General features: G+C 64.6%; 24 protein-coding genes. 11 read left to right on the forward strand and 13 right to left on the reverse strand.

Annotated elements, in window-relative coordinates:
- Position 1: 1 nt before the first annotated feature.
- Positions 2–811: a GNAT family N-acetyltransferase gene (locus K3756_RS07615; protein ID WP_259992623.1), complete on the reverse strand. Its 810-nt coding sequence runs from the start codon at positions 809–811 to the stop codon at positions 2–4.
- Positions 812–866: 55 nt separating this feature from the next.
- Positions 867–2,117 (reverse strand): tyrosine--tRNA ligase, encoded by a 1,251-nt coding sequence (gene tyrS / locus K3756_RS07620; RefSeq protein WP_259992633.1) that lies wholly within the window; start codon positions 2,115–2,117, stop codon positions 867–869.
- Between the two features lie 73 nt (positions 2,118–2,190).
- On the opposite strand from tyrS, the gene K3756_RS07625 reads away from it, so the two are divergent.
- Positions 2,191–3,297 (forward strand): anhydro-N-acetylmuramic acid kinase, encoded by a 1,107-nt coding sequence (locus K3756_RS07625; RefSeq protein ID WP_259993515.1) that lies wholly within the window; start codon positions 2,191–2,193, stop codon positions 3,295–3,297.
- Here K3756_RS07625 and K3756_RS07630 read toward each other — a convergent pair.
- From K3756_RS07630 to K3756_RS07645, 4 genes are read right to left on the reverse strand one after another with little or no spacing between them, the layout of a single operon-like run.
- Positions 3,281–3,703, reverse strand: a complete 423-nt coding sequence (locus tag K3756_RS07630; RefSeq protein WP_259992635.1) for a cupin domain-containing protein — start codon at positions 3,701–3,703, stop codon at positions 3,281–3,283. The genes K3756_RS07625 and K3756_RS07630 overlap by 17 nt on opposite strands.
- Positions 3,700–4,209 carry a GNAT family N-acetyltransferase gene (locus K3756_RS07635; protein ID WP_259992636.1) on the reverse strand — a complete coding sequence of 170 codons (510 nt, stop codon included), beginning with the start codon at positions 4,207–4,209 and terminating at the stop codon, positions 3,700–3,702. The genes K3756_RS07630 and K3756_RS07635 overlap by 4 nt, the downstream gene beginning before the upstream one ends.
- A 58-nt stretch (positions 4,210–4,267) precedes the next feature.
- Positions 4,268–5,542 carry a phosphopyruvate hydratase gene (gene eno / locus K3756_RS07640; protein ID WP_259992651.1) on the reverse strand — a complete coding sequence of 425 codons (1,275 nt, stop codon included), beginning with the start codon at positions 5,540–5,542 and terminating at the stop codon, positions 4,268–4,270.
- 41 nt (positions 5,543–5,583) lie between these two features.
- Complete coding sequence (locus K3756_RS07645) at positions 5,584–6,486, reverse strand: DMT family transporter (protein ID WP_259992653.1); 903 nt, start codon at positions 6,484–6,486, stop codon at positions 5,584–5,586.
- A 95-nt stretch (positions 6,487–6,581) separates the two neighbouring features.
- Between K3756_RS07645 and K3756_RS07650 the strand changes: the two genes are divergently transcribed.
- Positions 6,582–7,640, forward strand: a complete 1,059-nt coding sequence (locus tag K3756_RS07650) for an AbrB family transcriptional regulator (protein WP_259992654.1) — start codon at positions 6,582–6,584, stop codon at positions 7,638–7,640.
- Here K3756_RS07650 and K3756_RS07655 read toward each other — a convergent pair.
- On the reverse strand, positions 7,630–8,334 hold the full coding sequence (locus K3756_RS07655; RefSeq protein WP_259992656.1) for an NYN domain-containing protein: 705 nt from the start codon (positions 8,332–8,334) through the stop codon (positions 7,630–7,632). The genes K3756_RS07650 and K3756_RS07655 overlap by 11 nt on opposite strands.
- A 305-nt stretch (positions 8,335–8,639) precedes the next feature.
- On the opposite strand from K3756_RS07655, the gene K3756_RS07660 reads away from it, so the two are divergent.
- Positions 8,640–9,980, forward strand: a complete 1,341-nt coding sequence (locus K3756_RS07660; protein WP_259992658.1) for a DEAD/DEAH box helicase — start codon at positions 8,640–8,642, stop codon at positions 9,978–9,980.
- 67 nt (positions 9,981–10,047) lie between these two features.
- On the opposite strand, the gene K3756_RS07665 is transcribed toward K3756_RS07660, so the two are convergent.
- Positions 10,048–10,890: a tellurite resistance TerB family protein gene (locus K3756_RS07665; protein ID WP_259992661.1), complete on the reverse strand. Its 843-nt coding sequence runs from the start codon at positions 10,888–10,890 to the stop codon at positions 10,048–10,050.
- A 126-nt stretch (positions 10,891–11,016) separates the two neighbouring features.
- Between K3756_RS07665 and K3756_RS07670 the strand changes: the two genes are divergently transcribed.
- The gene (locus tag K3756_RS07670; protein WP_259993516.1) at positions 11,017–11,892 is read left to right on the forward strand and encodes a DMT family transporter; all 876 of its coding nucleotides are present in this window, start codon (positions 11,017–11,019) and stop codon (positions 11,890–11,892) included.
- A gap of 3 nt (positions 11,893–11,895) precedes the next feature.
- Here K3756_RS07670 and K3756_RS07675 read toward each other — a convergent pair whose 3' ends face one another.
- The 4 genes from K3756_RS07675 to mazG form a co-directional block, all read right to left on the reverse strand.
- Complete coding sequence (locus K3756_RS07675) at positions 11,896–13,302, reverse strand: YdiU family protein (protein ID WP_259992663.1); 1,407 nt, start codon at positions 13,300–13,302, stop codon at positions 11,896–11,898.
- 14 nt (positions 13,303–13,316) lie between these two features.
- Positions 13,317–13,766, reverse strand: a complete 450-nt coding sequence (locus tag K3756_RS07680) for an N-acetyltransferase (protein WP_259992665.1) — start codon at positions 13,764–13,766, stop codon at positions 13,317–13,319.
- Positions 13,763–14,704: a nucleoside hydrolase gene (locus tag K3756_RS07685; RefSeq protein WP_259992668.1), complete on the reverse strand. Its 942-nt coding sequence runs from the start codon at positions 14,702–14,704 to the stop codon at positions 13,763–13,765. The genes K3756_RS07680 and K3756_RS07685 overlap by 4 nt, the downstream gene beginning before the upstream one ends.
- A 69-nt stretch (positions 14,705–14,773) precedes the next feature.
- Positions 14,774–15,586 (reverse strand): nucleoside triphosphate pyrophosphohydrolase, encoded by an 813-nt coding sequence (gene mazG, locus K3756_RS07690; protein ID WP_259992677.1) that lies wholly within the window; start codon positions 15,584–15,586, stop codon positions 14,774–14,776.
- Between the two features lie 61 nt (positions 15,587–15,647).
- Here mazG and K3756_RS07695 point away from each other — a divergent pair, with 61 nt between their 5' ends.
- Genes K3756_RS07695 through K3756_RS07710 form a run of 4 tightly spaced genes read left to right on the forward strand, consistent with a single transcriptional unit; the run spans position 15,648 to position 19,180 of the window.
- On the forward strand, positions 15,648–16,817 hold the full coding sequence (locus K3756_RS07695; protein WP_259992679.1) for a M20 aminoacylase family protein: 1,170 nt from the start codon (positions 15,648–15,650) through the stop codon (positions 16,815–16,817).
- Complete coding sequence (speB, locus tag K3756_RS07700; protein ID WP_259992688.1) at positions 16,818–17,780, forward strand: agmatinase; 963 nt, start codon at positions 16,818–16,820, stop codon at positions 17,778–17,780.
- Positions 17,777–18,724 carry an agmatinase gene (speB, locus tag K3756_RS07705; RefSeq protein WP_259992695.1) on the forward strand — a complete coding sequence of 316 codons (948 nt, stop codon included), beginning with the start codon at positions 17,777–17,779 and terminating at the stop codon, positions 18,722–18,724. Before speB (K3756_RS07700) ends, speB (K3756_RS07705) begins: the two co-directional genes overlap by 4 nt.
- 45 nt (positions 18,725–18,769) lie before the next feature.
- Positions 18,770–19,180, forward strand: coding sequence for a DUF1499 domain-containing protein (locus K3756_RS07710; RefSeq protein WP_259992697.1), 411 nt, complete (start codon positions 18,770–18,772; stop codon positions 19,178–19,180).
- Here the strand turns inward: K3756_RS07710 and K3756_RS07715 are convergent.
- Positions 19,106–19,408, reverse strand: a complete 303-nt coding sequence (locus tag K3756_RS07715; protein ID WP_259992699.1) for a hypothetical protein — start codon at positions 19,406–19,408, stop codon at positions 19,106–19,108. The two genes, K3756_RS07710 and K3756_RS07715, sit on opposite strands and share 75 nt — an antisense overlap.
- 61 nt (positions 19,409–19,469) lie before the next feature.
- On the opposite strand from K3756_RS07715, the gene prfA reads away from it, so the two are divergent.
- The 3 genes from prfA (at position 19,470) to K3756_RS07730 (ending at position 22,125) form a co-directional block, all read left to right on the forward strand.
- Positions 19,470–20,519, forward strand: coding sequence for a peptide chain release factor 1 (gene prfA, locus K3756_RS07720; protein ID WP_259993517.1), 1,050 nt, complete (start codon positions 19,470–19,472; stop codon positions 20,517–20,519).
- Between the two features lie 17 nt (positions 20,520–20,536).
- Positions 20,537–21,352, forward strand: coding sequence for a peptide chain release factor N(5)-glutamine methyltransferase (gene prmC / locus K3756_RS07725; RefSeq protein ID WP_259993518.1), 816 nt, complete (start codon positions 20,537–20,539; stop codon positions 21,350–21,352).
- Positions 21,353–21,564: 212 nt separating this feature from the next.
- Positions 21,565–22,125 carry a DUF4167 domain-containing protein gene (locus K3756_RS07730; RefSeq protein ID WP_259992701.1) on the forward strand — a complete coding sequence of 187 codons (561 nt, stop codon included), beginning with the start codon at positions 21,565–21,567 and terminating at the stop codon, positions 22,123–22,125.
- Positions 22,126–22,146 lie beyond the last annotated feature (21 nt).

Consider the following 22,146-nt stretch of genomic DNA (forward strand, 5'->3'; position numbering starts at 1 on the left):
CTCAGGACAAGGGCCGCCACCGCAGCCAGGTGCCACCGGTGACCTGCGCGCGCGCGCCCGCCCGGCGTTTGAACCGCGCAAGGCCCGGCGCCTGCGCGATGTCGGGGCCCAGATCGATCCGCGTCACGCCCAACCGGCGCAGCTGTCGCGCGGCCTGCCACAACAGCAACTGGTGCGCACCTTCGGCGGCTTCCATGCGGTGACCGATGTGATAGCTGGCCCTGCATCCGTGCTGGAGGAACACCATATGGGCCACCGGATGGCCCTGCCGTAGCGCGGTGAACAGATGCGATTGCGCGGGCGACAGGGCGCTGAAGGCCGCCGTCAGCGGCGCGGGCCATAGGGCATAGCCCCGCGCGCGCGCCTGCTGCGCGGCCAGCGCGATGACTGGGTGGTCGGGGGCAAGCGGCCGGTGCAACACCCGCAGCGGTCCCGCTTCCGCCCGGCGCAGCGCGTGCCGCCAATTCTGGTGTAGCGCGGCACGCCGCTCGGCCTCCTCCGGGCGCAGATCGAGCATCCACAGCCGCTTGGCCCGCGCCAGCGGCACACCGGGGTGCGCGGACAGGGGTGTTTCCGGCGACAGGATCAGGGGCAGACGGTGCAATCGCGCCGCGCGCAACAGGTGGGGCAAATCGGCAGGGGGGGCCGCGCGCGGCAGCATCGCCAGCTTTACCCCGAGCAGGCGGCGCACAAGCACCACATGACCACTGTCGAGCGTCACGGGCCGTTCGCCGCAGTGCCGCAACGCGGCCGCAAAGACAGGGTCCTGCAACAGGGCGTGATCGCTTTGGGCGGGGGCTGCGTCAAACATCGCCCCAGCATGGTCCGAAGGTGGTTAAGGCGCGGTTAAGCGCTGCCCGAGCGGGCTAGCCGATCTGCACCAGCGCATGGCGCTTTTTGCCCGCCGACAGCTTGACCGGCGAGGCAAGCGCCCCCGCATCCAGCATCAGGCCCGCGTCGGTCAGCGGTGCGTCGTCGATCCGGGCCCCGTTTTCCGAAATCAGGCGCTTGGCCTCCTTGCCCGTCTTGGCCAGACCGGCCTTGACGATCAGCTGCACAATGGAAATGCCGCCGGCAACCTCATCCGCGCTCAGCGTCAGCGTGGGCAGATCGTCACCCACACCGCCGCGCTCGAACACCTCGCGGGCCGTGGCCTCGGCCGCTGCTGCCGCATCGGCGCCGTGCAACAGGGTGGTGACCTCATTGGCCAGCCGCACCTTGGCCGCGTTAATCTCCGATCCCGCCAGTGCCCCCAGCCGGTCGCATTCATCCACCGGCATCTCGGTATAGAGCTTGAGGAAGCGGCCCACATCGGCATCGGTGGTATTGCGCCAGAACTGCCAGAATTCGTAGGGGCTCAGCATGTCGGGATTGAGCCAGATCGCACCGGATTGCGATTTGCCCATCTTCTTGCCGTCACTGGTGGTCAGCAGCGGCGATGTCAGCCCATAGACTTCTCCGTCGATGACCCGGCGGGTCAGGTCGATCCCGTTGACGATGTTGCCCCACTGGTCGCTGCCGCCCATCTGCAGGATACAGCCATAGCGGCGGTGCAGTTCCATGAAGTCATAGGCCTGCAGGATCATGTAGTTGAATTCTAGAAACGACAGCGACTGCTCGCGGTCGAGGCGGGACTTCACGCTCTCGAACGACAGCATCCGGTTGATCGAGAAATGCCGCCCGATGTCGCGCAGGAAATCGAGGTAGTTCAACCCGTCGAGCCATTCGGCGTTGTTGATCATCATCGCATCCGACGGACCATCGCCATAGCTCAGGTAGGCGCTGAAGACGCGCTTGATGCCCGCGATATTGTCGTCGATCTGTTCGGGGCCCAGCAGGGGCCGTTCGTCCGCGCGGAACGAAGGATCGCCCACCTTGGTGGTGCCGCCGCCCATCAGGGTGATCGGCTTGCCGCCGGTTTTCTGCAACCAACGCAGCATCATGATCTGGATCAGGCTGCCGACGTGCAGCGACTTGGCGGTGGCATCAAACCCGATATACCCCGGTTGCCCGCCCTTCAGCAGCGCCTCGTCCAAGCCCTGATAATCGGTGCAATCGGCGAGAAACCCGCGCTCCATCATCACTGCGATGAAATCCGATTTGGGGTGGTATGTCATGGCGCTTGCCCTTGTCGTGAATAACGGGGCATCTATAGGCCCACAGCAGCCAAAGGAAAAGGCCCGAGCGCGTATGGGAAGTGGCATTGCCAAGACAGGTGTGATTACAGCCGCAGGGGCGATGTCCGGCACGTCGCTCGACGGTGTCGATGTGGCGGTGCTGCGCACGGACGGTCACGACATCCACGGCTTCGGGCGCAGCGGCTACCGCGATTACACCGCGGACGAACGGGCCACGATCGCGGCCGGTTTCGGGCAGTGGCAGGGCACGGAGGTCACGGCGGCGGCCCGGATCGTCGAGGCGGCGCATCTGGAGGCGCTCGCACCTTTCGGGGATGTCGATGTGATCGGTTTCCATGGCCAGACCCTGTCGCACGCACCGCGCACGCATGGCACTTTGCAGGTGGGCGACGGGGCGCTTCTGGCGCGGCGTCTGGGCCTGCCGGTGGTCTGGGATTTCCGCAGTGCCGACGTGGAGCTGGGCGGGGAGGGGGCGCCGCTGGCACCATTCTTCCACCACGCCTGCGCGCGCCATATCGGGGCCGGCGCGCCCGTTGCCTTTCTCAATCTCGGCGGGGTCGGCAACATCACCTGGGTTGATCCGCAGGTCGCGGATCCCGCCGCCCCCGGGGCCTTGCTGGCCTTTGACACCGGCCCCGCAAACGCGCCCATCAACGATCTGGTGCACGAACGCCGCGGGCTGGCCTTTGACGCGGATGGCGCAATCGCGCGCAGCGGTACGGTGGAAACCGGCGCGCTGGAGCTGTTTCTGGCGGAACCCTATTTCGCACGGATGCCACCCAAGTCACTGGACCGGAACGATTTTGCGGAAATGATCAATCTGGTGCGCGAATTGTCGGATGCCGATGCCACCGCCACGCTCACCGCGATGTGCGCCGCGGGCGTGGCCGAAGCGATGCAGCATTGCCCGCAGCGGCCCGCGCGGGTGTTGGTCACGGGCGGCGGGCGGCGCAATCCGGTGTTGATGGAGATGCTGTCGGTCTCGCTCGATTGCGCGGTCGCTCCGGTAGAGGCGGTGGGGCTGGATGGCGACATGCTCGAAGCGCAGGCCTTTGCCTATCTGGCGGTCCGCGTGGCGCGCGGACTGCCGACGTCCTGCGCCAGCACCACGGGCGTGCGCGCGGCCGTGGGTGGCGGCACGATCAGCCTTCCGGAATGACCAGACCGGGATCGAGCGTAAAGCCCTCGAACCTGAAACCCGGCGACACGGTGCAGCTCACAAGGGTATATTCGCCCGTGCTGCGGGCACGCTGCCAATGGTTTTCGGGGACGATGATCTGCGGCGCGCCCGCGTCCAGATCCGGGGTCAGCAGGTGATCGCGCGCAGGCCCCGCGGCGGTCTCGGCAATGCCCAAAACTAGCGGCGCGCCCGCGTGATACAGCCAGATTTCGGTGGCATCGACGCGGTGCCAGTCCGATTGCTCGCCTGCCTTCAGCAGAAAATAGATGCAGGTGCCGGTGGGCCGACCGTCGTTTTGCGCGATCCATGTCTGCCGGTAATGCCCGCCCTCCGGATGTGGTGACAGGTCGAGCTTTTCGATGATCCGGTCGGCAGTCTGGGTCATAGGGGGGCCTCGAAGAACACAAGATGGGGCAGGGCGATTGCGGGGATATCCTGATAGGGCCCGCATTCCGCAAACCCGAGGCTGGCGTAGAGCGCCCGGGCTGGGTGCAGGTTTTTCGACGTATCGAGCACCGCGCGCGCAAACCCGTCCAGGCGGGCCTGCGCCATCAATTCCGTCACGATGCGTGCCGCCACCCCCTGGCCGCGGGCGACCGGATCGACGTAGATGCGCTTGATCTCGGACGTGTCGGGCGACAAGGCATGTGTCATCCCGCAGCCGACCGGCGCGCCATTGAGTTTAGCCAGCAAGATGAAGCCGGTCGGTCGCGCATGCGTCTGCGCCAGCGTATCCATCAGCTGTCGGTATTTCGGCACGGGATAGAAGGTTTCCGTCAGTTCCGCCTCTATGGGCGAGACATCGGCCAGATGGCGGCGGTAATCCCAGCACAGCCGCCGCACGGCGTCGAGATCGGCGGGCGATTGCGGGGGCGCAAGGGTCAGCGTCATTGGCGTGTCCGGAAAGGCGGGCGGCGGCAGGGTGCGGACCGTGCCGCCGCGCATGGGCTTACTTGAGAATGCCGCGGCCTGCGTATTGCGCGGTTTCGCCCAGTTGCTCTTCGATGCGGATCAGCTGGTTGTATTTCGCCAGCCGGTCCGACCGCGCGAGGCTGCCTGTCTTGATCTGACCGCAGTTCGTGGCGACCGCCAGATCGGCGATGGTCGCGTCCTCGGTTTCGCCCGACCGGTGCGACATCACGTTGGTAAAGCCTGCGCGGTGGGCCATATCGACCGCCTGCAGCGTTTCGGTCAGCGTGCCGATCTGGTTGACCTTCACCAGCATCGAATTCGCGGCCTTGCGGCTGATCCCGTCAGACAGGCGGGCGGGATTGGTCACGAACAGATCGTCGCCCACCAGCTGGACCTTGTCGCCCAGTTTCGCCGTCAGCGCGACCCAGCCGTCCCAGTCATCCTCGGACATGCCGTCTTCGATCGAGATGATGGGATAATCCGCACAGAGCGCGGCGAGGTAATCGGCGTTTTCCTCCGAGCTGAGCGTTTTGCCTTCGCCAGACAGGACATATTTGCCGTCCTTGTAGTATTCCGTCGCCGCGCAATCGAGTGCGAGGTGGATGTCATCGCCCGGTTTGTACCCGGCTTTCTCGATGGATTTCAGAATGAAATCAAGCGCGTCACGGGTGGAGCTTATGTTGGGGGCAAAGCCGCCTTCGTCGCCGACGCCCGTGGCCAGACCCGCTGCCGACAACTCCTTTTTCAGTGTGTGGAACACTTCGGAGCCCATGCGGACCGCCTCGCGGATGTTTTCCGCGCTGACGGGCATGATCATGAATTCCTGGATGTCGATGGGGTTATCGGCGTGCTCGCCCCCGTTGATGATGTTCATCATCGGCACCGGCAGCATCCGCGCCGAGGTGCCGCCCACATAGCGGTAGAGCGGTTGCGTGCAGAAGTCCGCCGCCGCTTTGGCCGTGGCCATCGACACGCCCAGAATGGCGTTTGCCCCCAGACGGCCCTTGTTGTCGGTGCCGTCAAGCTCGATCATGCTTTCGTCGATCTCGACCTGATCGGTGGCGTCCATCCCCACCAGCGCCTCGGCGATTTCACCGTTGACCGCGGCGCAGGCTTCCAGAACACCTTTGCCCATGTAGCGCGCCTTGTCGCCGTCGCGCTTTTCGACAGCTTCATGCGCCCCGGTCGACGCACCCGAGGGCACGGCCGCGCGCCCCATGGTGCCGTCTTCGAGGATCACATCGACCTCGACGGTTGGATTTCCCCGGCTGTCGAGGATTTCGCGGGCGTGGATGTCGATAATTGTGCTCATGGGAAGATTTCCTTTAAGTTAGCGCAAACGTCGCGCGTGTCTTAGCGTCCGGGGCCTGCTTTGGCCAGAGTTGCGGGGCGGGTGCCGCGTGTTTTGCGTTCGCGCCACAGGGTGTAGATGCCCGAACCGACGATGATCAGAGATCCCAGCAAGGTCAACGTGTCGGGCCGTTCGCCGAAAAAGGCAATGCCGATCATCAGCGCGAAAATCAGGCGGGTATACCGGAACGGCGTGACAAAGCTGACCTCGCCCACACGCATCGCGGCAACAATCGCGTAGTAGGCAAACACACCGATGCCAAGTGCCAGCGCGAGGAAGATCGTGTTCGTGGCCGTCATCGCCACGGGGGCGGTACCTGTGCCCAGCATCAGCACGGTCCCTGCCGGTACGATGGCAATGAACCCCAGAAAACTCAGCTGCATGGTGGAAAGGGTCTTGGGGATCTTGCGGGTGGCGATGTCGCGGATGGCCAGCCCGATCACGCCCCCCAGTGCAAACAGCGACAGCGGCGTGAACCCTTCCAGTCCGGGCCGAATGATCATCATCACGCCCATGAACCCCACGCCGATCGCGGCCCAGCGGCGCCAGCCCACCGTTTCGCCCAGAAACAGCGCCGCGCCCAGTGTGACGACCAAGGGCGTGGCCTGAAGGATCGCGGAGGCCGAACTGAGCGGCGTGTACACAATGGCCGAGATAAAGCACAGCGTGCCGAACATTTCGCCAAGGGCCCGGATGATGACTGCTGGCGTCAGCATCGCCCACTCGATCACCGCGCGTCCCTGCGCCAGCACAACCGCCCCGAAGATCACGCCACCGCCGATGCCCAGCATGACCATGATCTGGCCCACCGGCACATCCCCAGACATCCGTTTGATAAAGGCGTCTTCGATCGCAAATCCGAGCATCGACAACACCATGAGGGCGGCACCGCGCAGATTGTCCATTCAAAGACCTTTCAGGGGGAAGTGGCAGGGCATGTGCGGGGGTGATGCGCTTTTCGTGCTGGTTGTGCAAGGGTCTGCGTGATAGGTCAGGGGTTATGACTTTGATGCTGGGCCGCACCCGACAGACCGTGCTGACGCTCGCCATCGCCTGTATCGGCGCGGCGCTGGCGTGGCTGGCGGGCGCGCCGGTCTATATCCTGCTGGGGCCTGCCTTTGCGGTCAGCGTGGCGGGGGTTGCGGGCCTGCGCACAGGGATCGACCCGCATTTTCGCGACCTGTGTTTCGTGGTGATCGGGCTGGCCGTCGGGGCAGGGTTCGACCGCGACGCATTGGGCGCGATGATCCGCTGGCCGCTCGCTTTTGCCATGGTGGTCGTGCTCACATGGGCCACGATGATGGCGTGTCGGGCGCTGCTGGCGCGGCGCTTCGGCTACGGACGGCGCGCGGCCCTGCTGGCCTCTGCGCCGGGGCACCTGAGCTTTGTGATCGCCATGGCCGAAGAGGCGGGCGATGACGTGGCGCGTATTTCGATCACGCAATCGGTGCGGCTGGTGATGCTGACGCTGGCGGTGCCGTTCATCGCGATGGGCTTTGGCGTAGACATGGCGGGCTCGCTGGCGCCGCCGGGGCCTGCGTGGTCGGTCCGGACCGTCGCGGTGCTGTTCGTGGTGGCCGTGGCGGTGGGGCGCGTGTTCATGCGGCTGCGGGTGCCCGCGCCGCTGCTGCTGGGCGCGATGATCACGGCGGGCGGGGCACAGCTCAGCGGGCTCAGCAGTGGTGTCATGCCGCTGTGGCTGGTACTGCCTGCGTATCTGGCCCTGGGGGCGCTGATCGGGACACGGTTCTCGGGCGTCAGCCTGCGCTACCTGCGCGACAGCATCGGCGCGGGGCTCAGCATCACGGCCATTGCGGTGGTTTTCGCCGGATTGGCCAGCGTGCCTGTCGCAATGGCGCTCGGCATGCCCGCGGCGCATGTGCTGGTGGCGTTCTCGCCAGGCGGGCTGGAAACGATGGCGGCGATGGGCGTCGTGCTGGGCGTTGTGCCGGGCTTTGTGGCGGCCTGTCATATCACGCGGCTGATGGTGCTGAGCGTGCTGCTGCCGATGATGGCGGGGCGGCCCGATCCAGACCCGCAGGCGCGACTCAGGACTTGAGCCGCACCATCAGCCGATTGCCCGATTTCTGTGTCTCGAGCGCGTCGAGATCGCGCACCAGCGCAGACAGCTTGCCGTGACCATAGCTGCGGGTGTCGAAATCGGGGTGGGCGGCCTGAATGGTCTGGCCGATCAGACCCAGATTATACCAGTCGTCCTCCTGATCGTGCTTTTCCATGGCCGACACGATCAGGGGCAGGGCGGCCGCGGCCCGCTGGGTGCCCTGTGCGCCCTTGCGGTCACCATTGGCCAGATTTTCGATAAAGATGAACCGGTTGACCACGTTGCGCAGCGCCTCGGGCGTTTTCTGCTCACCGATGCCGATGACGGTCAGACCGTCCTCGCGCAGGCGGTTGGCAAGTGCCGTAAAATCGCTGTCCGAAGACACCAGTACAAAGCCGTCAAACCGGCGCGCGTGCAGGATGTCCATCGCGTCGATGACCAACCCGATGTCGGAGGCGTTCTTGCCCTTCGTGTTGGCGGTCTCCTGCACCGCGACCAACCCCAGATCCAACAGCTTGTCGGTCCACGACTTCAACCGCTCGCTCGACCAATCGCCATATACACGGCGCAACGCCGGCTCACCGATGCTGGTGATTTCCCGCAGGATCGCGCTGGCATGTTTGGCGGGGACATTGTCGGCATCAATCAGCACCGCCAAAAGCGGGCGGTCACGGCTGGTGCGGTCGTTCATGGTGGCGGTCTTTCTTTAAGGTGCCCAGAAGGATAGGGCGATTGTGTCGCACGGCCACAACGACACGTTGACTTTCCCCGCGCAAAGCCCCATGTGGGTCCCAGGCGATGCTTCCTGCCGCGTGAGCAGTTGCAGCACGAACCCCGTGACTGCCCCGAGAGGCCGCCTGTTGTTCCCAAAATCACGCGTGGGGCCAAAGCTGGCTGGACGGTTCAGGGCATGTGGCCTTGGGCCGCGATCCGTGCCTGCACGCAGATGATGTGGTTGCCGGTTCTCCCCCGTGCGGCCCAATAAGATTGAGATTTATGAGCGATTTTGACATGATGGAGCTGCCCGCAGCTCTGGTAAAACGACTGTCGGCGATGGGCATGACCGACCCGACCCCGATCCAGAAACAGGCCATCCCGCACGGGCTGAATGGCCGTGACGTGATGGGGCTGGCCCAGACCGGCACCGGCAAAACGGCCGCTTTCGGCATCCCGCTGGTGGCCCAGATGCTGGACATGCCGGGCCGTCCCGCCCCCAAATCCGTGCGCGGTCTGGTGCTGGCACCGACCCGCGAACTGGCTACCCAGATCAGCGAGAACCTGCGCGGTTTCGCCGAGAACACGCCGCTCAAGGTGGCAATGGTCGTGGGCGGGCAGAACATCAACACGCAAATCCGGCGGCTGGAACGGGGCGTCGATCTGCTGGTGGCCACACCGGGGCGTCTGCTGGACCTGATGGACCGCCGTGCCGTACGTCTCGATGACGCGAGCTTTCTGGTGCTGGACGAGGCCGACCAGATGCTCGACATGGGCTTTATCCACGATCTGCGCAAAATTGCGCAAGTCATCCCCGCCGAGCGTCAGACAATGCTGTTTTCGGCCACCATGCCCAAGCTGATGAACGAGATCGCCAACAGCTATCTCAAATCGCCGATCCGCATCGAAGTCTCGCCTCCGGGCAAGGCCGCGGACAAGGTCACGCAAGAAGTGCATTTCATCGCCAAGGCAGAGAAGAAAGAGCTGCTCAAGGAGCTGCTGGCCAAACATCCCGGTGAACGGGCGCTGGTGTTCGGGCGGACCAAACACGGGTGCGAAAAGCTGATGAAGGATCTGGTCAAGGCGGGCTTCGACGCGGCCTCGATCCACGGCAACAAAAGCCAGGGCCAGCGGGACCGCGCCATCGCGGCGTTCAAATCGGGCGATGTGACGGTGCTTGTGGCCACGGATGTGGCGGCGCGCGGGCTCGACATTCCCGACGTCAAACACGTCTATAACTACGAGCTGCCCAACGTGCCCGACAACTACGTGCACCGCATCGGGCGCACGGCACGGGCGGGCAAGGATGGCGCAGCGATCGCGTTCTGCGCCCCCGACGAGATGGGTGAGCTGAAAGACATCCAGAAGACGATGAAAATCTCGATCCCCGTGGCCTCGGGCCGTCCGTGGGAAGCGATGGAAATCCCCGACAAGCCCAAAGGCGGGGGCCGCGGGCGCGGTCGTGGCCGCGGGCGTGGTGGTGCAGGTGGCGGCGGTGGCGGTCGTCCGCAAGGTGCCGCTGGCGGTGGTGCAGCCGCCGGTGCCGGTGCCGGTAAACCCGGCGGTGGCCAGCGCAGACGTCGCGGTGGCGGCGGTGGCGGCGGCAAATCGCGTCAGGCCTGATAGACAATGCCAAAAGCCCCCGCTGCATCGGCGGGGGCTTTCGTTTTCGTGACGCCAGACGCCGCGCTCAGGTGTAAAGCGACGGCACACCCAGTTGCGCGTGAATCTCGTTGACCTGCGCGGGTTGCAGCCCATAGGCGCTCGCCAGCTTGTGCAGGTACTGCGCTTCCTCTCCGGTATCCAGATCAATCGCCAGCACGCTCATCGCATAGACCTGCTGGCCCATGCCCTCGGGGGTATCTGCAACCAGCGCCTCTACGTTCACCGGCGCCTGCATCTGGTCGCGCACAAAGGCGGCCTCGTCAGGGTCGATATCGCCCAGATGCTTGAGCAGCTTTTGCTGCTCGGCGTCATCAAACGTGCCGTCGGACTTCGCCGCCTGGATCATCGCGGCCAGCATCAGACCGGCCGTTGCTTCCTGATCCTGGCTCGGCTGTATTTCCGGCTCGGGCGTCTGGTCGAACTGGCTGTTGAGCACGGCACCAAAGCTGCTGTCGTTGCTCGGGGGCGCTTTCTTGACGGCGCCGGACATCCCGCCCAGCAAACCGCCCGCACCCGCGGCACCGGCCAGACCGCCCAGCAGACCACCAAGCCCGCCGCTGCCCGATGACGCGCCCTGCGCGCCGCCCAGACTTTCCAGCAAACCGCCCAGCCCGCCGGAGCCGAGCCCGCCGCCCGCGCGGCTACCGCCCAACATGCCACCCAGCATATCGTTCAGCCCGCCACCGGCGCCGGCACTGCCACCGGCGGCACCCGCCAGACCACCCAGCAATCCACCTAGACCGCCGCCGCCCGCCTGCGTCGTGCCGGTCTGGCCCTGCTGCTGGCGTCCGCGTTCCATCACGCTTTTCGCGCCCTTGGCCACGGCCACACCAATGGCCACCTTGGCCAGCGTTTTCATCAGACTCATCTCAAATGCCCTCCACTATGCGATTCTCTGTCAGCTAGTCTTGCACAGGCCTTTGGCAATCGCGGTGTGAAAAGGCCCGGGCCATTCACATTGACATTTCTCCGCCGCCCGCAACTGATGCGCAGGATGGAGCGCAAATCACATATTGATACCTTCGGTGCCGTGGCCCTCACGGCCTTCGCGCTGCATCTGGCGTTCAATCAGGTGGTGATCAAGGTAACCGCGGGCGGCTTTGGGCCGGTGTTTGCGGCCGGTCTGCGCTCTGCGGGGGCGGTTCTGGTACTTATGCTGTGGATGCAACTGCGCGGGGTGTCGTTTCGCATCGCCCCACAGGCGCGGCTGTGGGCGGTGGCGTCGGGCGCTCTTTTTGCCTTTGAATTCATGTGTATGTACACCGCTCTTGATCTGACGACGGTCAGCCGGAGCTCGGTGATCTTCTACTCGATGCCGGTCTGGCTGGCGCTGGCCTCTACCGTGCTGATCCCCGATGAGCGGCTCACCCGGCGCAAGGTGCTGGGGCTTGCGCTGGCGATGGCGGGCGTGGCGCTGGCCCTGTCGGACCGCTCTACCGGAAACGCATCCTGGGCGGGGGATCTGCTGGCGCTTGCCGCCGCGCTCAGTTGGGCCGGCATCGCCCTTCTGGTGCGGGTCACGCCACTGGCCGACGTGCCGCCCGAACACCAGCTGATGAGCCAGGTGCTCATCTCTGCCCCGATCCTGCTGCTGCTGGCGCCTTTCGCGGGCGATCTGCTGCGCGACGTGGCGCCGATTCACATTGCGGGCATGGCGTTCCAGATCATCGGCGTGGCGTCGCTGGGCTTTCTGGTCTGGTTCTGGCTGATGAAACGCTATCCGGCCAACAGCGTCGCGTCCTTCAGCTTCATCTCGCCGGTGGCGTCCGTCATCTTCGGCTGGCTGCTGTTGGGTGAACAGATCGGTGCAAGTGTCTGGATTGCCTTGGGGTTGGTCACGGCGGGGATCACCCTGATCAACCGGCGCTGACGCTCAGGTGCCGCAGAACGTGGCGGCCACGATCTCCGATGGCGCGGGCGGTTTGGCCAGTTCCGCATCCGTCTGCTCGAACGGCGTGGCAAGTGCGGCCATCAACCGCTCGAACGGGGCCATGTCGCCCGCAACGGCGGCCTCGATCATCTGCTCGATCCGGTGATTACGCGGGATCACGGCAGGGTTGGCCGCCCGCATCACGCCCGCCGGATCAGGCTCATCCGCGATCCGGTCCGCATGCGCCGTGGCCCATGCATCATACGCGGCCCGATCGGTGAACTGGTCGCGTGCAGCATCGGTGCCCAAAGCCCTGAAACTGTTGGTGAAATCGGCGCCGTCTTTCTGCATCAGATCCAGCAAGCGCTGCACCAGATCCACATCCCCGTCGCGCGGCGTGCGGATCCCGATCTTGGCCGCAAACCGGCGCGCCCATGCTACCTCGATCCGCGCGGGCATGGCGTGAATGATCGCCGTTGCGGCTTCCACGGCGGCGTCCTTGTCCTCGATCTGCTGGATCAGCGCGGTTGCGAATTGGGCCATGTTCCACACCGCAATATTCGGCTGGTTGCCAAAGGCATAGCGGCCCTGCTGGTCGATAGACGAAAACACCCGCCCCATGTGGAAATCATCCATGAATGCACAGGGGCCATAGTCGATCGTCTCGCCCGAAATGGTGCAATTGTCGGTGTTCATCACCCCGTGGATAAAGCCGAAAGACATCCATGCCGCGATCAAGTCGGCCTGCCGGTCGCAAACGTGTTGCAACAGCCCCAGCGGCCCGTCCGCTTCGGGCGCATGACGGGCGATGGCGTAATCGGTCAGGGTCCGCACGTCGTCGATCTGGCCGCGGTGGGCAAAAACCTGAAAACTACCCACCCGCAGATGGCTTGACGCGACCCGTGTCAGCACCGCGCCCGGCAGCATGGTTTCGCGCGCGATGTCCTCGCCGGTGCGCACGGCGGCCAAGGCGCGTGTGGTGGGCACGCCAAGCGCGTGCATCGCTTCCGACACCACGTATTCGCGCAGCACCGGCCCGACCCAGGCGCGCCCGTCACCGCCGCGCGAATAGGGGGTGCGGCCTGAACCCTTCAGCTGAATATCGCGGCGCAACCCATTGGTATCTATCACTTCTCCCAAAAGGATGGCACGCCCGTCACCAAGCTGCGGATTGTAGTTGCCAAACTGGTGCCCGCTGTACAGCTGCGCCAGCGGCGCCGCACCCTGGGGTATCTCGTTACCGCCAAAAACGCGGGCCACCAGTTTGGGGTCAGCCCCCGATATGCCCAGCTCCGCCGCAAGGTTTTCGTTGAAAGCCAGCAGCTTGGGCGACGCAACGGAAGTCGGCTGCAAGCGGGTATAAAACCCTTCCGGCAGGGTAGCATAGCTGTTGTCGAAAGGAATATGCATCACGGTGGTTCCGGTTACAGGCGTTTCGACATGAACATGTAATTGTCGCGCACGGCAAAGCCAGCGCGCTTATAGAGATTGAGCGCGCGGGTATTGGTCTTGTCCACTTCAAGGTGGATCGCCCGCAACCCGCCACCCGCCAGTGCGCGGGGCAGCGCGATCAACGCCTCTGACGCGATGCCACGGCCGCGCACACCGGGTCGGATGAACAATTCGTCGACAATCGCGTCAAGCCCGCCGAATTCCACCGACCAGCCGAATGTGATCACGATATAGCCGATGGGCGCACGCGGCGGGCCCAGCAGGTACACACATCCGTGCGGAATACCGTCCAGCAGTGGTGCGAGGCCCGCGCGGCGCGCCTCGTCGGTCAGCTCGATCCCGGCCTCCGCGTGAAAGGCCGTGACCAGCGCCACCAGCTTTTCCAGATGCTCCGGCGTGGCAAGCGTTAGCGCGGCGCTCATAGCCGGGCCAGCCGGTCGGTCAGCAAGGCAAAGAACCCGTCCGCATCCAGATCACCGATGAACAGGGCGTTGGGCGTGCGGTCGGTCACGCCCCACCAATCGACGACCGTCATGCCCATCGTCAATTCCGATCCTGTCTCGATCTGCACGTTGACACGTCGGCCCGAAAACAGCTCGGGCGCCAGCAGATAGGCGGTCACACAAGGGTCATGCAGCGGCGCGCCCTCGGAGCCGTATTTCGATTTGTCGAACCGCTCGAAAAAATCCGTCATCTCGGCCACCGCGACACCGGCAGGTGTGCCAAGCGCGCGAAACGCATCGTTGCGCGGTTTCGTCACCAGCGCCTTGTGCGTGACATCCAGCGGCATCACCACGATGTCTATGCCGGAATTGAATACGATATCAGCGGCTTGGGGATCGACGTAAATGTTGAATTCTGCCGCGGGCGTGATGTTGCCCACCTCGAAATAGGCACCGCCCATCAACACGATCTGCTGCACCCGTCCGGCAATGTCGGGGGCGCGCTGCAGGGCGGTGGCGATGTTGGTCAGCGGCCCCAACGGGCACAGGGTGACCGTGCCCGCCTCTGCCGCGCGGAGCGTGTCGATGATGAAATCCACCGCGTGACCCTCGGCCAGCGGCATCGTGGGGTCGTCCCAATCAGGACCGTCCAGCCCGGTTTTGCCGTGCACGTGTTCCGCGGTGACCAGCGGCCGTTCCAGCGGCACGTCACATCCGGCAAACACAGGCATGTCGCGTCGCCCCGCCAGCTCGCAAATGATGCGGGCGTTTTTCTCGGTCAACGCCAGCGGCACATTGCCCGCCACGCAGGTGATGCCCAGCACCTCAAGATCCCCGGGGCTGGCCAGCGCCAGCAGAATGGCAACCGCGTCGTCCTGTCCGGGGTCGGTGTCGATGATGATCTTGCGTGGGGGCATGGGCGTGGTCCGTTACTTGGTCGGCGCACCCTGACAAGGGGGCGCGGGCTTGTCCAGCGGCGCGGCCAGTTATGCGCGCTCGTCCGCTTTGACCGCATCCCACAGCGCGTCCATCTCCGCCAGATCGCTTTGGGCCGGGGTCTTGCCCTGTGCCGCCAGCTTGGCTTCGACACCGGCAAAGCGGCGGGTGAACTTGTCATTGGCCGCGCGCAGGGCGGCTTCGGGCTCCACACCCAGATGACGGCCAAGGTTGGCCATGACGAACATCAGATCGCCGAATTCCTCGGCCACCGCATCGGGGCCCAATGTGTTACGGGCCTCGACCAGTTCGGCCGCCTCTTCGCGGATCTTGTCGATGACCTGACCGGTGTCGGGCCAGTCAAATCCGACACGGGCGGCGCGTTTTTGCAGCTTGTAGGCGCGCAACAGCGCGGGCAGCCCCACGGCCACCCCGTCCAGCGTGCCTCCCTGGGCGCGGCCCGCCCGTTCGGCCGCCTTGATCGCTTCCCAGTCGTCAACCTGTTGGGCTGCGGATTTGTCGCGGCTCTCGTCGCCGAAAACATGCGGATGGCGGGCGACCATCTTGTCCGAAATGGCGCGCACCACCGTTTGAAACGAAAACAGGCCGCGCTCCTCTGCGATGGCCGTGTGATAGACCGATTGCAGCAGCAGATCACCCAGCTCGCCTTCCAGATCGGGCCAGTCTTGCCGCGCGATGGCGTCGGCAACTTCGTAAGCCTCTTCAATGGTATAGGGCGCGATGCTGTCGAAATCCTGCTCGATGTCCCACGGGCAGCCACTCTGGGGATCCCGCAACCGGCGCATGATGTGAATGAGCCGGTCAATCCCGGCGTTTTCATCGTGGATCAGGTCGTCTGGCATTGCGGCCCCCGTGTGTTCATGGTCATCTAGATCAACACCAGATTGCATCAGGAGTCGACCCATGCCCATCGTCAACCGCATCGCGGATTTTGCCGCCGACATGACCGCGTGGCGGCGGCACCTGCATACGATCCCCGAACTGGGCTTCGATCTGCCCAAAACCTCTGCCTTCGTGGCCGAGCGCCTGCGCGAAATCGGCGTTGACGAGCTGCACGAGGGCATCGCGCAGACCGGCATGGTGGCCATCATCAACGGGCAGGGCGATGGGCCGACCATCGGGCTGCGGGCCGACATGGATGCACTGCCGATGAGCGAGGCGACCGGTGTCGACTACGCCTCCACCCACGCGGGCAAGATGCACGCCTGCGGCCACGACGGGCACACCGCGATGCTGCTGGGCGCGGCGCGCTATCTTGTCGAGACGCGCAATTTTTCGGGCCGTGTGGCGCTGATCTTCCAACCCGCAGAAGAGGGCGGCGGTGGTGGCGATGTCATGTGCCGCGAGGGCATCATGGACCGCTTTGCCATCTCGCAGGTTTACGGCATGCACAACGCGCCGGGGCTGCCGTTCGGCGAATTCCACATGAAGCCGGGGCCAATCATGGCCGCGGCTGACACGTTTCACATCCACATCACCGGACGCGGCGGTCACGGTGCCCGCCCGCATGAGGCCGCCGACCCCGTGGTTGCGGCCTGCGCCATCGTTCAGGCGATCCAGACCATCAGCAGCCGCAATCTCGATCCCGAACAGCAACTGGTCATCTCGACCACGCAGATCCACACCGGCACCACCGATAACGTCATCCCGGGCGAGGCGTATATCAACGGCACCGTGCGGACCTTTGACAAGGAAGTGCAGGCGATGGTGGTACGCCGCATGGGCCAGATCATCGACGGCATGGCCGCCAGCTTCGATCTCGAAGCGCGGCTCGATTTCGAATACGGCTACCCGCCCACGGTGAACGACGCGGCCAAGACCGAATTTGCCGCCGAAGTGGCGCGCGATGTGGCGGGCGACGCGGCCGTGAACCCCGACATGGCCGCGATCATGGGCGCCGAGGATTTTGCCTATATGCTGGAAGAACGGCCCGGTGCCTACGTCATGCTGGGGCAGGGCGACGGGCCATCGGTCCACCACTCCGAATACAACTTCAACGACGATATCGCGCCCATCGGGGCATCGTATTTCGTGCGGGTCGTGGAACGCGCACAGCCGGTCGGGGGCAGGTAAATGGCGCTCGAAGATGCCAAGAGCCAGGTCGATCAGGCCTTCACCCGTGACGATCTCAAGGGGCTGAGCTTCGAGAACGCCTTTGGCGGGGCGCCGTCCTTCCTGCGGCGGCGCTACACCAAGGACTTGCGCGGTGTCGACATCGCGGTGACGGGCGTGCCCTTCGATCAGGCGGTGACCAACCGCACCGGCACACGTCTTGGCCCCCGCGCCATCCGCGAGGCCAGCGCGCTGCAACCCTTCGATCCGCCCTACGGGTGGGATTTCGATGTGCTCAGCGAATTTGCCATCGCCGACTACGGTGATCTGGCGTTCGACTATGCGCAGGTCTCGGCCTTTCCCGACACGCTCACCGATCACATCCGCACCATCCTCGACGCCGGTGCCGCCAGTGTCGTGCTGGGCGGTGATCACTACATCAGCTTTCCCATCCTGAAGGCCTATGGCGAAAAATACGGGCCGATGGGGTTGCTGCAATTCGATGCCCATTCCGACACATGGCCCGACGACGACATGGACCGCATCGACCACGGCACGATGTTCTACAAGGCGATCAAGCTGGGGCTGGTCGATCCGGCGCGGTCTGTTCAGGTGGGCATCCGCACCCATAACGCGGATACGATGGGTGTATGTACGATCGGTGCACAGGATGTGCACACGCGGGGTACGGCCGATGTGGTGGCCCAGATCCGTGATATCCTCGGCGATCATCCGACCTATCTGACCTTCGATATCGACGCGCTCGACCCCGCTTTTGCGCCCGGCACCGGCACGCCCGTCTGGGGCGGTCTGGCCTCTTGGCAGGTCGCGGCGATGCTGCGCGATCTGGCCGGGATCAACATCCGCGGCGGAGATGTGGTCGAGGTGTCACCGCCCTTCGATACCACCGGTGCCACGGCCATCGCGGGCGCACATGTGGCGACCGAACTCCTGTGTCTGCTGGGGGCGAGGATGCGCGCATGAGCCCCAAGAACCAACCGCTCGGCGGCAACGAACTGGCGCGCTTTTCGGGGCCGGGCACCTTCATGCGTCTGCCCGCCGTGAATGACCTCAAGGGGCTTGATGTGGCCGTGCTCGGCGTGCCCATGGACATCGGCACATCGTGGCGCTCCGGCACCCGTTTCGGTCCCAAACAGATCCGCGCCGAAAGCGCGATGCTGCGCCCTTATAACATGGCCACCGGTGCCGCGCCGTTTGACAAGCTGCAAGTCGCCGACATCGGGGATCTGGCGATAAACACATTTTCGCTGTCCGATAGTTTGCGCATCATATCAGAGAGTTACGATCAAATCCTGACGTATGATGCGATGCCTGTCGCGATGGGGGGCGATCATTCGATCACCCTGCCGATCCTGCGGGCGATGGCCAAACGGCACGGGCCGGTGGCATTGATCCACGTGGACGCCCATGCCGATGTCAACGACGAGATGTTCGGCGAGCGCGAGACCCACGGCACCGTTTTCCGCCGCGCCTACGAAGAGGGGCTGATCCGCCCCGAAAAGACCTATCAGATCGGGATACGCGGCACCGGCTACGGCGCCGATGACTTCAAGGAAGCCGCCGGATGGGGGTTCCAGCAATGGCCCGCGGAAGAGCTCTGGCACCGCAGTCTGGCGCAGCTTTCGGGCGAAATACGCCGCGACATCGGGGATGTGCCTGTGTATCTGACCTACGATATCGACAGTCTCGATCCTGCCTATGCGCCCGGCACGGGCACGCCCGAAATCGGCGGGCTTACAACGGTTCAGGCGCTCGAGCTGATCCGCGGTCTGGCGGGGTTGAACATCGTCGGTTGTGATCTGGTCGAGGTATCACCGCCCTACGACACATCGGGAAACACGGCGCTGGTTGCCGCCAATCTGATCTACGAAATGCTGTGTGTCCTGCCGGGCGCCGCCCCGCGCTGACCCGCCGGATCGCACAGGCTCCAGAAAGTGAAAAGGAAGCGTATCATGCTGTATATATTGGCTTTTGCCGTCGTTGCCGGGCTGGCCTATGTGCGGCTCGCCCCCATTGACGCGGACCGCTGGCACAAGCCTGTCGGCCCCGCGGAAGACGCCACCGGACAAGGCTGGGCCGCGCGTGTCGTCACCGATGCGCCGGGCCTGCTGAGCGATTTGCATCAGGGCATGCTGGCGCTGCCACGCACCGAGCTGATCGCGGGCGGTGTGGGCGACGGGCGGCTGACCTATGTGACCCGGTCCAAATGGATCGGCTTTCCCGATTTCACCACGATTGAACAAGACAACGGGCAGATCAAGCTCTACGCCCGCCTGCGGTTTGGCAAATCAGATCTCGGGGTAAACGCCAAACGACTGGAGGGGCTTCTGGAGCGGGTCCGCGCCAAGCGGTCCAAGGGATGAGCTGAGGCATCCCTCCTGCGTTTCGCGCCACATCGGCACATTGAGGGACATCTGGCACTGCGCCATGAACATGCGCCCGTCCACCTGCAGGCAAATCGTCTCGCCCAGCTCGATGCGGGCGCCGCCACTGTCGGTGCAATAGCAATCAATCGTCTTGCCCTGCGGCGTCAGCACATCGGCCAGTGCGGGCAGGGGCATAAGGGCGAGCAATAAAGCAATTTTCCTCATGGCCTTAATCTAGCACGCGGCGGGCCTTGACCAAAGACCTTTGATGGGTCACTTCGATGCCATGATACCCATGGACCGCCTTGCCCAGATTGTTGACCGTTTCGAATACCTCGAGGCGGCGATGTCCGCGGGCGGGGGTGATATTTCGAAATTAGCGAAAGAATACAGTGATCTGCGGCCCGTAGTTGAGGAAATCAACGGCTACCGAACGATGCTGGAAGGTCTCGAAGGCGCGCGCGAAATGCTGTCCGATCCCGACATGGCGGACCTTGCACGCGACGAAATCGCGCAGATTGAACGGGCTCTGCCCGACGCCGAAGCATCGCTTCAGCTGGCGCTTTTGCCGCGTGACGCCGCAGATGCCCGGCCTGCAATGCTCGAAATACGGCCCGGCACCGGCGGCGACGAAGCGGCGCTTTTCGCGGCAGATCTGCTGCGGATGTACCAGCGGTACGCCGAGGCCCGCGGCTGGAAGTTCGACCTGATCGAGGAGCAGGCGACAGAGCTTGGCGGCATCAAGGAGGTGGTGGCGCATATCACAGGCGAGAACGTCTTTGCGCGCCTGAAATACGAAAGTGGCGTGCACCGTGTGCAGCGCGTGCCGTCCACCGAAAGCGGCGGGCGTATCCACACCTCGGCGGCCACGGTCGCGGTTCTGCCAGAGGCCGAAGACGTCGACATTCACGTCGATCCCAACGATATCCGCATCGATACCATGCGCGCCTCCGGTGCGGGTGGCCAGCACGTCAACACAACCGATTCCGCGGTCCGGATCACCCATATTCCCACCGGGATCGTCGTCACCAGTTCCGAAAAATCACAGCACCGTAACCGCGAAATCGCGATGCAGGTGCTCAAGACGCGGCTCTACGATGCAGAGCGTCAGCGGGTCGACAGCGAGCGCTCGGAGGCGCGTGCGGCACAGGTCGGCAGCGGTGACCGCTCCGAACGCATCCGTACCTATAATTTCCCGCAGGGCCGGATGACCGACCACCGGATCAACCTGACGCTCTATCGCCTCGACGCGATCATGCAGGGCGATCTGGACGAAATGGTCGATGCGTTGACGGCAGATGCGCAGGCGCGGATGCTGGCGGAGATGGGGCAGTGACCACGGCCGCCGTTGCAATGGCCGCCGCCACGGCGCGGTTGCGGGCGGCCGGGGTGCCGGACCCTGCGCGCGACGCGCGTATCTTGCTGGCGCATGCCGCGTCGATCGATGCGGCCCGCGTCACGCTGATCGCACCGGAAGAGATTTCCGAGGATATTTCCGATCGCTTCGAACATCTGGTCGCGTTGCGCGCCGTGCGTGTGCCGGTGTCGCATCTGGTGGGGGAGCGGGCCTTTTACGGGCGGCGCTTCAAGGTAAGCGCCGATGTGCTCGACCCCCGTCCCGAGACGGAGACGCTGATCGAGGCCGCACTGGCCGCACCGTTTGACCGTGTTCTCGATCTGGGGATCGGGTCGGGGTGTGTTCTGGTCAGCCTGCTCGCCGAGCGGGAGGAGGCGACGGGGCTGGGCGTGGATCTGTCGCAAGCTGCCTGCCTTCAGGCCAGTGCCAACGCAGTGCTGCACGGTGTTGCGGATCGCATAGACATCATCCAGTCGGACTGGTTCGCCGCCGTCGAGGGGCGGTTCGATCTCATCGTGTCCAACCCGCCCTATCTTGCCCAGTCGGAAATGGCGGATATCGCACCGGAGCTGGCCCTGCACGAACCCGAAATGGCGCTGACCGACGGGGCCGACGGGCTGAGTGCCTACCGCGTGATCGCAGATACGGCGCAGCAATACCTGAGTGCCACGGGCCGGGTCATGGCGGAGATCGGTTGGATGCAGGGCGCTGACGTGCGGGGCATCTTTGCCGCTGCGGGCTGGGCCGACATAACGATTCTGTCCGACCTGGACGGGCGCGACAGGGTTGTGGTTGCGCAAAACCCCGCCTGAGCGGCCCGGATACGTCAAAAACCGCAGGTCCGGGGCATTTCCCCTTGCCCCTGCGGCGCAGGCATGGTTATTCAAAGGTGTTGCAGCGGTGATGCCAGATTGGCGCTCCCGCGCGGCGTCATGCCCAACAATGAGACGAGCCAGCAGTATCCGCGCCTTATTATGCGCCCGCTGGCCACAGGATAAACAGCACCAAAAGGCTGAACCCATCTATGAAACCCTCGAGATCGCGCTCGCGCAACAAGAACAACCGTAACCGTGGTGGCAATCAGGGTGGCAACGTCGTCAACCGTGTGTTTGACAGCTCCGGGCCTGAAGGCAAAGTGCGCGGCACGCCGCAGCAGGTGATCGAAAAGTACAACCAGCTGGCCCGTGATGCGATGCTGTCCAATGACCGCGTCGCGATGGAGAACTTCCAGCAGCACGCGGAGCATTACCTGCGCCTGCTGTCCGAGGCCCAGAAAGAACAGGAAGCCAAGCGCGAAGAGCAGGAACGCCAGAACCGCGAGCGGCAGGCCGAACGCGACCGCGAGCGGGCCGAACGGCAGGAACGCGAAAACGCCCAGAAGCAGGAGCGGCAGGCGGCAGAACCCGATGCTGCGCCGGAGGACGCGGAAATACCCGCCGAGACCGCAGAGGACAGCAATCTGGTCGAGACACCAGAGAGCAAGCCCAAAACGCGCCGGGCCCCGCGCCGCAAGCCCAAGCCCAAGGCCGACGATACCGCCGAGGCCCCGAAGGGCGATGGCGAACAGCCCGAAGCGGCAGAGTAAGACAAATCACAAAGCCCCGCA

It is taken from the genome of Sulfitobacter sp. S190 (genome assembly GCF_025141935.1).
Classification (GTDB): Bacteria; Pseudomonadota; Alphaproteobacteria; order Rhodobacterales; family Rhodobacteraceae; genus Sulfitobacter.

Bases quoted from the DNA above. Each gene is read 5' to 3' on its own strand.
- K3756_RS07635 (WP_259992636.1), bottom strand. From the start codon at position 4,209: ATGACGCTGACCCTTGCGCCCCCGCAATCGCCCGCCGATCTCGACGCC.
- K3756_RS07630 (WP_259992635.1), bottom strand. From the start codon at position 3,703: ATGACCCAGACTGCCGACCGGATCATCGAAAAGCTCGACCTGTCACCA.
- prmC (WP_259993518.1), top strand. From the start codon at position 20,537: ATGGCCGCCGCCACGGCGCGGTTGCGGGCGGCCGGGGTGCCGGACCCT.
- K3756_RS07625 (WP_259993515.1), top strand. From the start codon at position 2,191: ATGGGAAGTGGCATTGCCAAGACAGGTGTGATTACAGCCGCAGGGGCG.
- K3756_RS07655 (WP_259992656.1), bottom strand. From the start codon at position 8,334: ATGAACGACCGCACCAGCCGTGACCGCCCGCTTTTGGCGGTGCTGATT.
- K3756_RS07650 (WP_259992654.1), top strand. From the start codon at position 6,582: ATGACTTTGATGCTGGGCCGCACCCGACAGACCGTGCTGACGCTCGCC.
- K3756_RS07695 (WP_259992679.1), top strand. From the start codon at position 15,648: ATGCCCATCGTCAACCGCATCGCGGATTTTGCCGCCGACATGACCGCG.
- K3756_RS07710 (WP_259992697.1), top strand. From the start codon at position 18,770: ATGCTGTATATATTGGCTTTTGCCGTCGTTGCCGGGCTGGCCTATGTG.
- K3756_RS07685 (WP_259992668.1), bottom strand. From the start codon at position 14,704: ATGCCCCCACGCAAGATCATCATCGACACCGACCCCGGACAGGACGAC.
- speB (WP_259992695.1), top strand. From the start codon at position 17,777: ATGAGCCCCAAGAACCAACCGCTCGGCGGCAACGAACTGGCGCGCTTT.
- K3756_RS07615 (WP_259992623.1), bottom strand. From the start codon at position 811: ATGTTTGACGCAGCCCCCGCCCAAAGCGATCACGCCCTGTTGCAGGAC.
- K3756_RS07660 (WP_259992658.1), top strand. From the start codon at position 8,640: ATGAGCGATTTTGACATGATGGAGCTGCCCGCAGCTCTGGTAAAACGA.
- K3756_RS07645 (WP_259992653.1), bottom strand. From the start codon at position 6,486: ATGGACAATCTGCGCGGTGCCGCCCTCATGGTGTTGTCGATGCTCGGA.
- K3756_RS07670 (WP_259993516.1), top strand. From the start codon at position 11,017: ATGGAGCGCAAATCACATATTGATACCTTCGGTGCCGTGGCCCTCACG.
- K3756_RS07665 (WP_259992661.1), bottom strand. From the start codon at position 10,890: ATGAGTCTGATGAAAACGCTGGCCAAGGTGGCCATTGGTGTGGCCGTG.
- K3756_RS07730 (WP_259992701.1), top strand. From the start codon at position 21,565: ATGAAACCCTCGAGATCGCGCTCGCGCAACAAGAACAACCGTAACCGT.
- K3756_RS07715 (WP_259992699.1), bottom strand. From the start codon at position 19,408: ATGAGGAAAATTGCTTTATTGCTCGCCCTTATGCCCCTGCCCGCACTG.
- K3756_RS07680 (WP_259992665.1), bottom strand. From the start codon at position 13,766: ATGAGCGCCGCGCTAACGCTTGCCACGCCGGAGCATCTGGAAAAGCTG.
- mazG (WP_259992677.1), bottom strand. From the start codon at position 15,586: ATGCCAGACGACCTGATCCACGATGAAAACGCCGGGATTGACCGGCTC.
- speB (WP_259992688.1), top strand. From the start codon at position 16,818: ATGGCGCTCGAAGATGCCAAGAGCCAGGTCGATCAGGCCTTCACCCGT.
- K3756_RS07675 (WP_259992663.1), bottom strand. From the start codon at position 13,302: ATGCATATTCCTTTCGACAACAGCTATGCTACCCTGCCGGAAGGGTTT.
- tyrS (WP_259992633.1), bottom strand. From the start codon at position 2,117: ATGACATACCACCCCAAATCGGATTTCATCGCAGTGATGATGGAGCGC.
- prfA (WP_259993517.1), top strand. From the start codon at position 19,470: ATGATACCCATGGACCGCCTTGCCCAGATTGTTGACCGTTTCGAATAC.
- eno (WP_259992651.1), bottom strand. From the start codon at position 5,542: ATGAGCACAATTATCGACATCCACGCCCGCGAAATCCTCGACAGCCGG.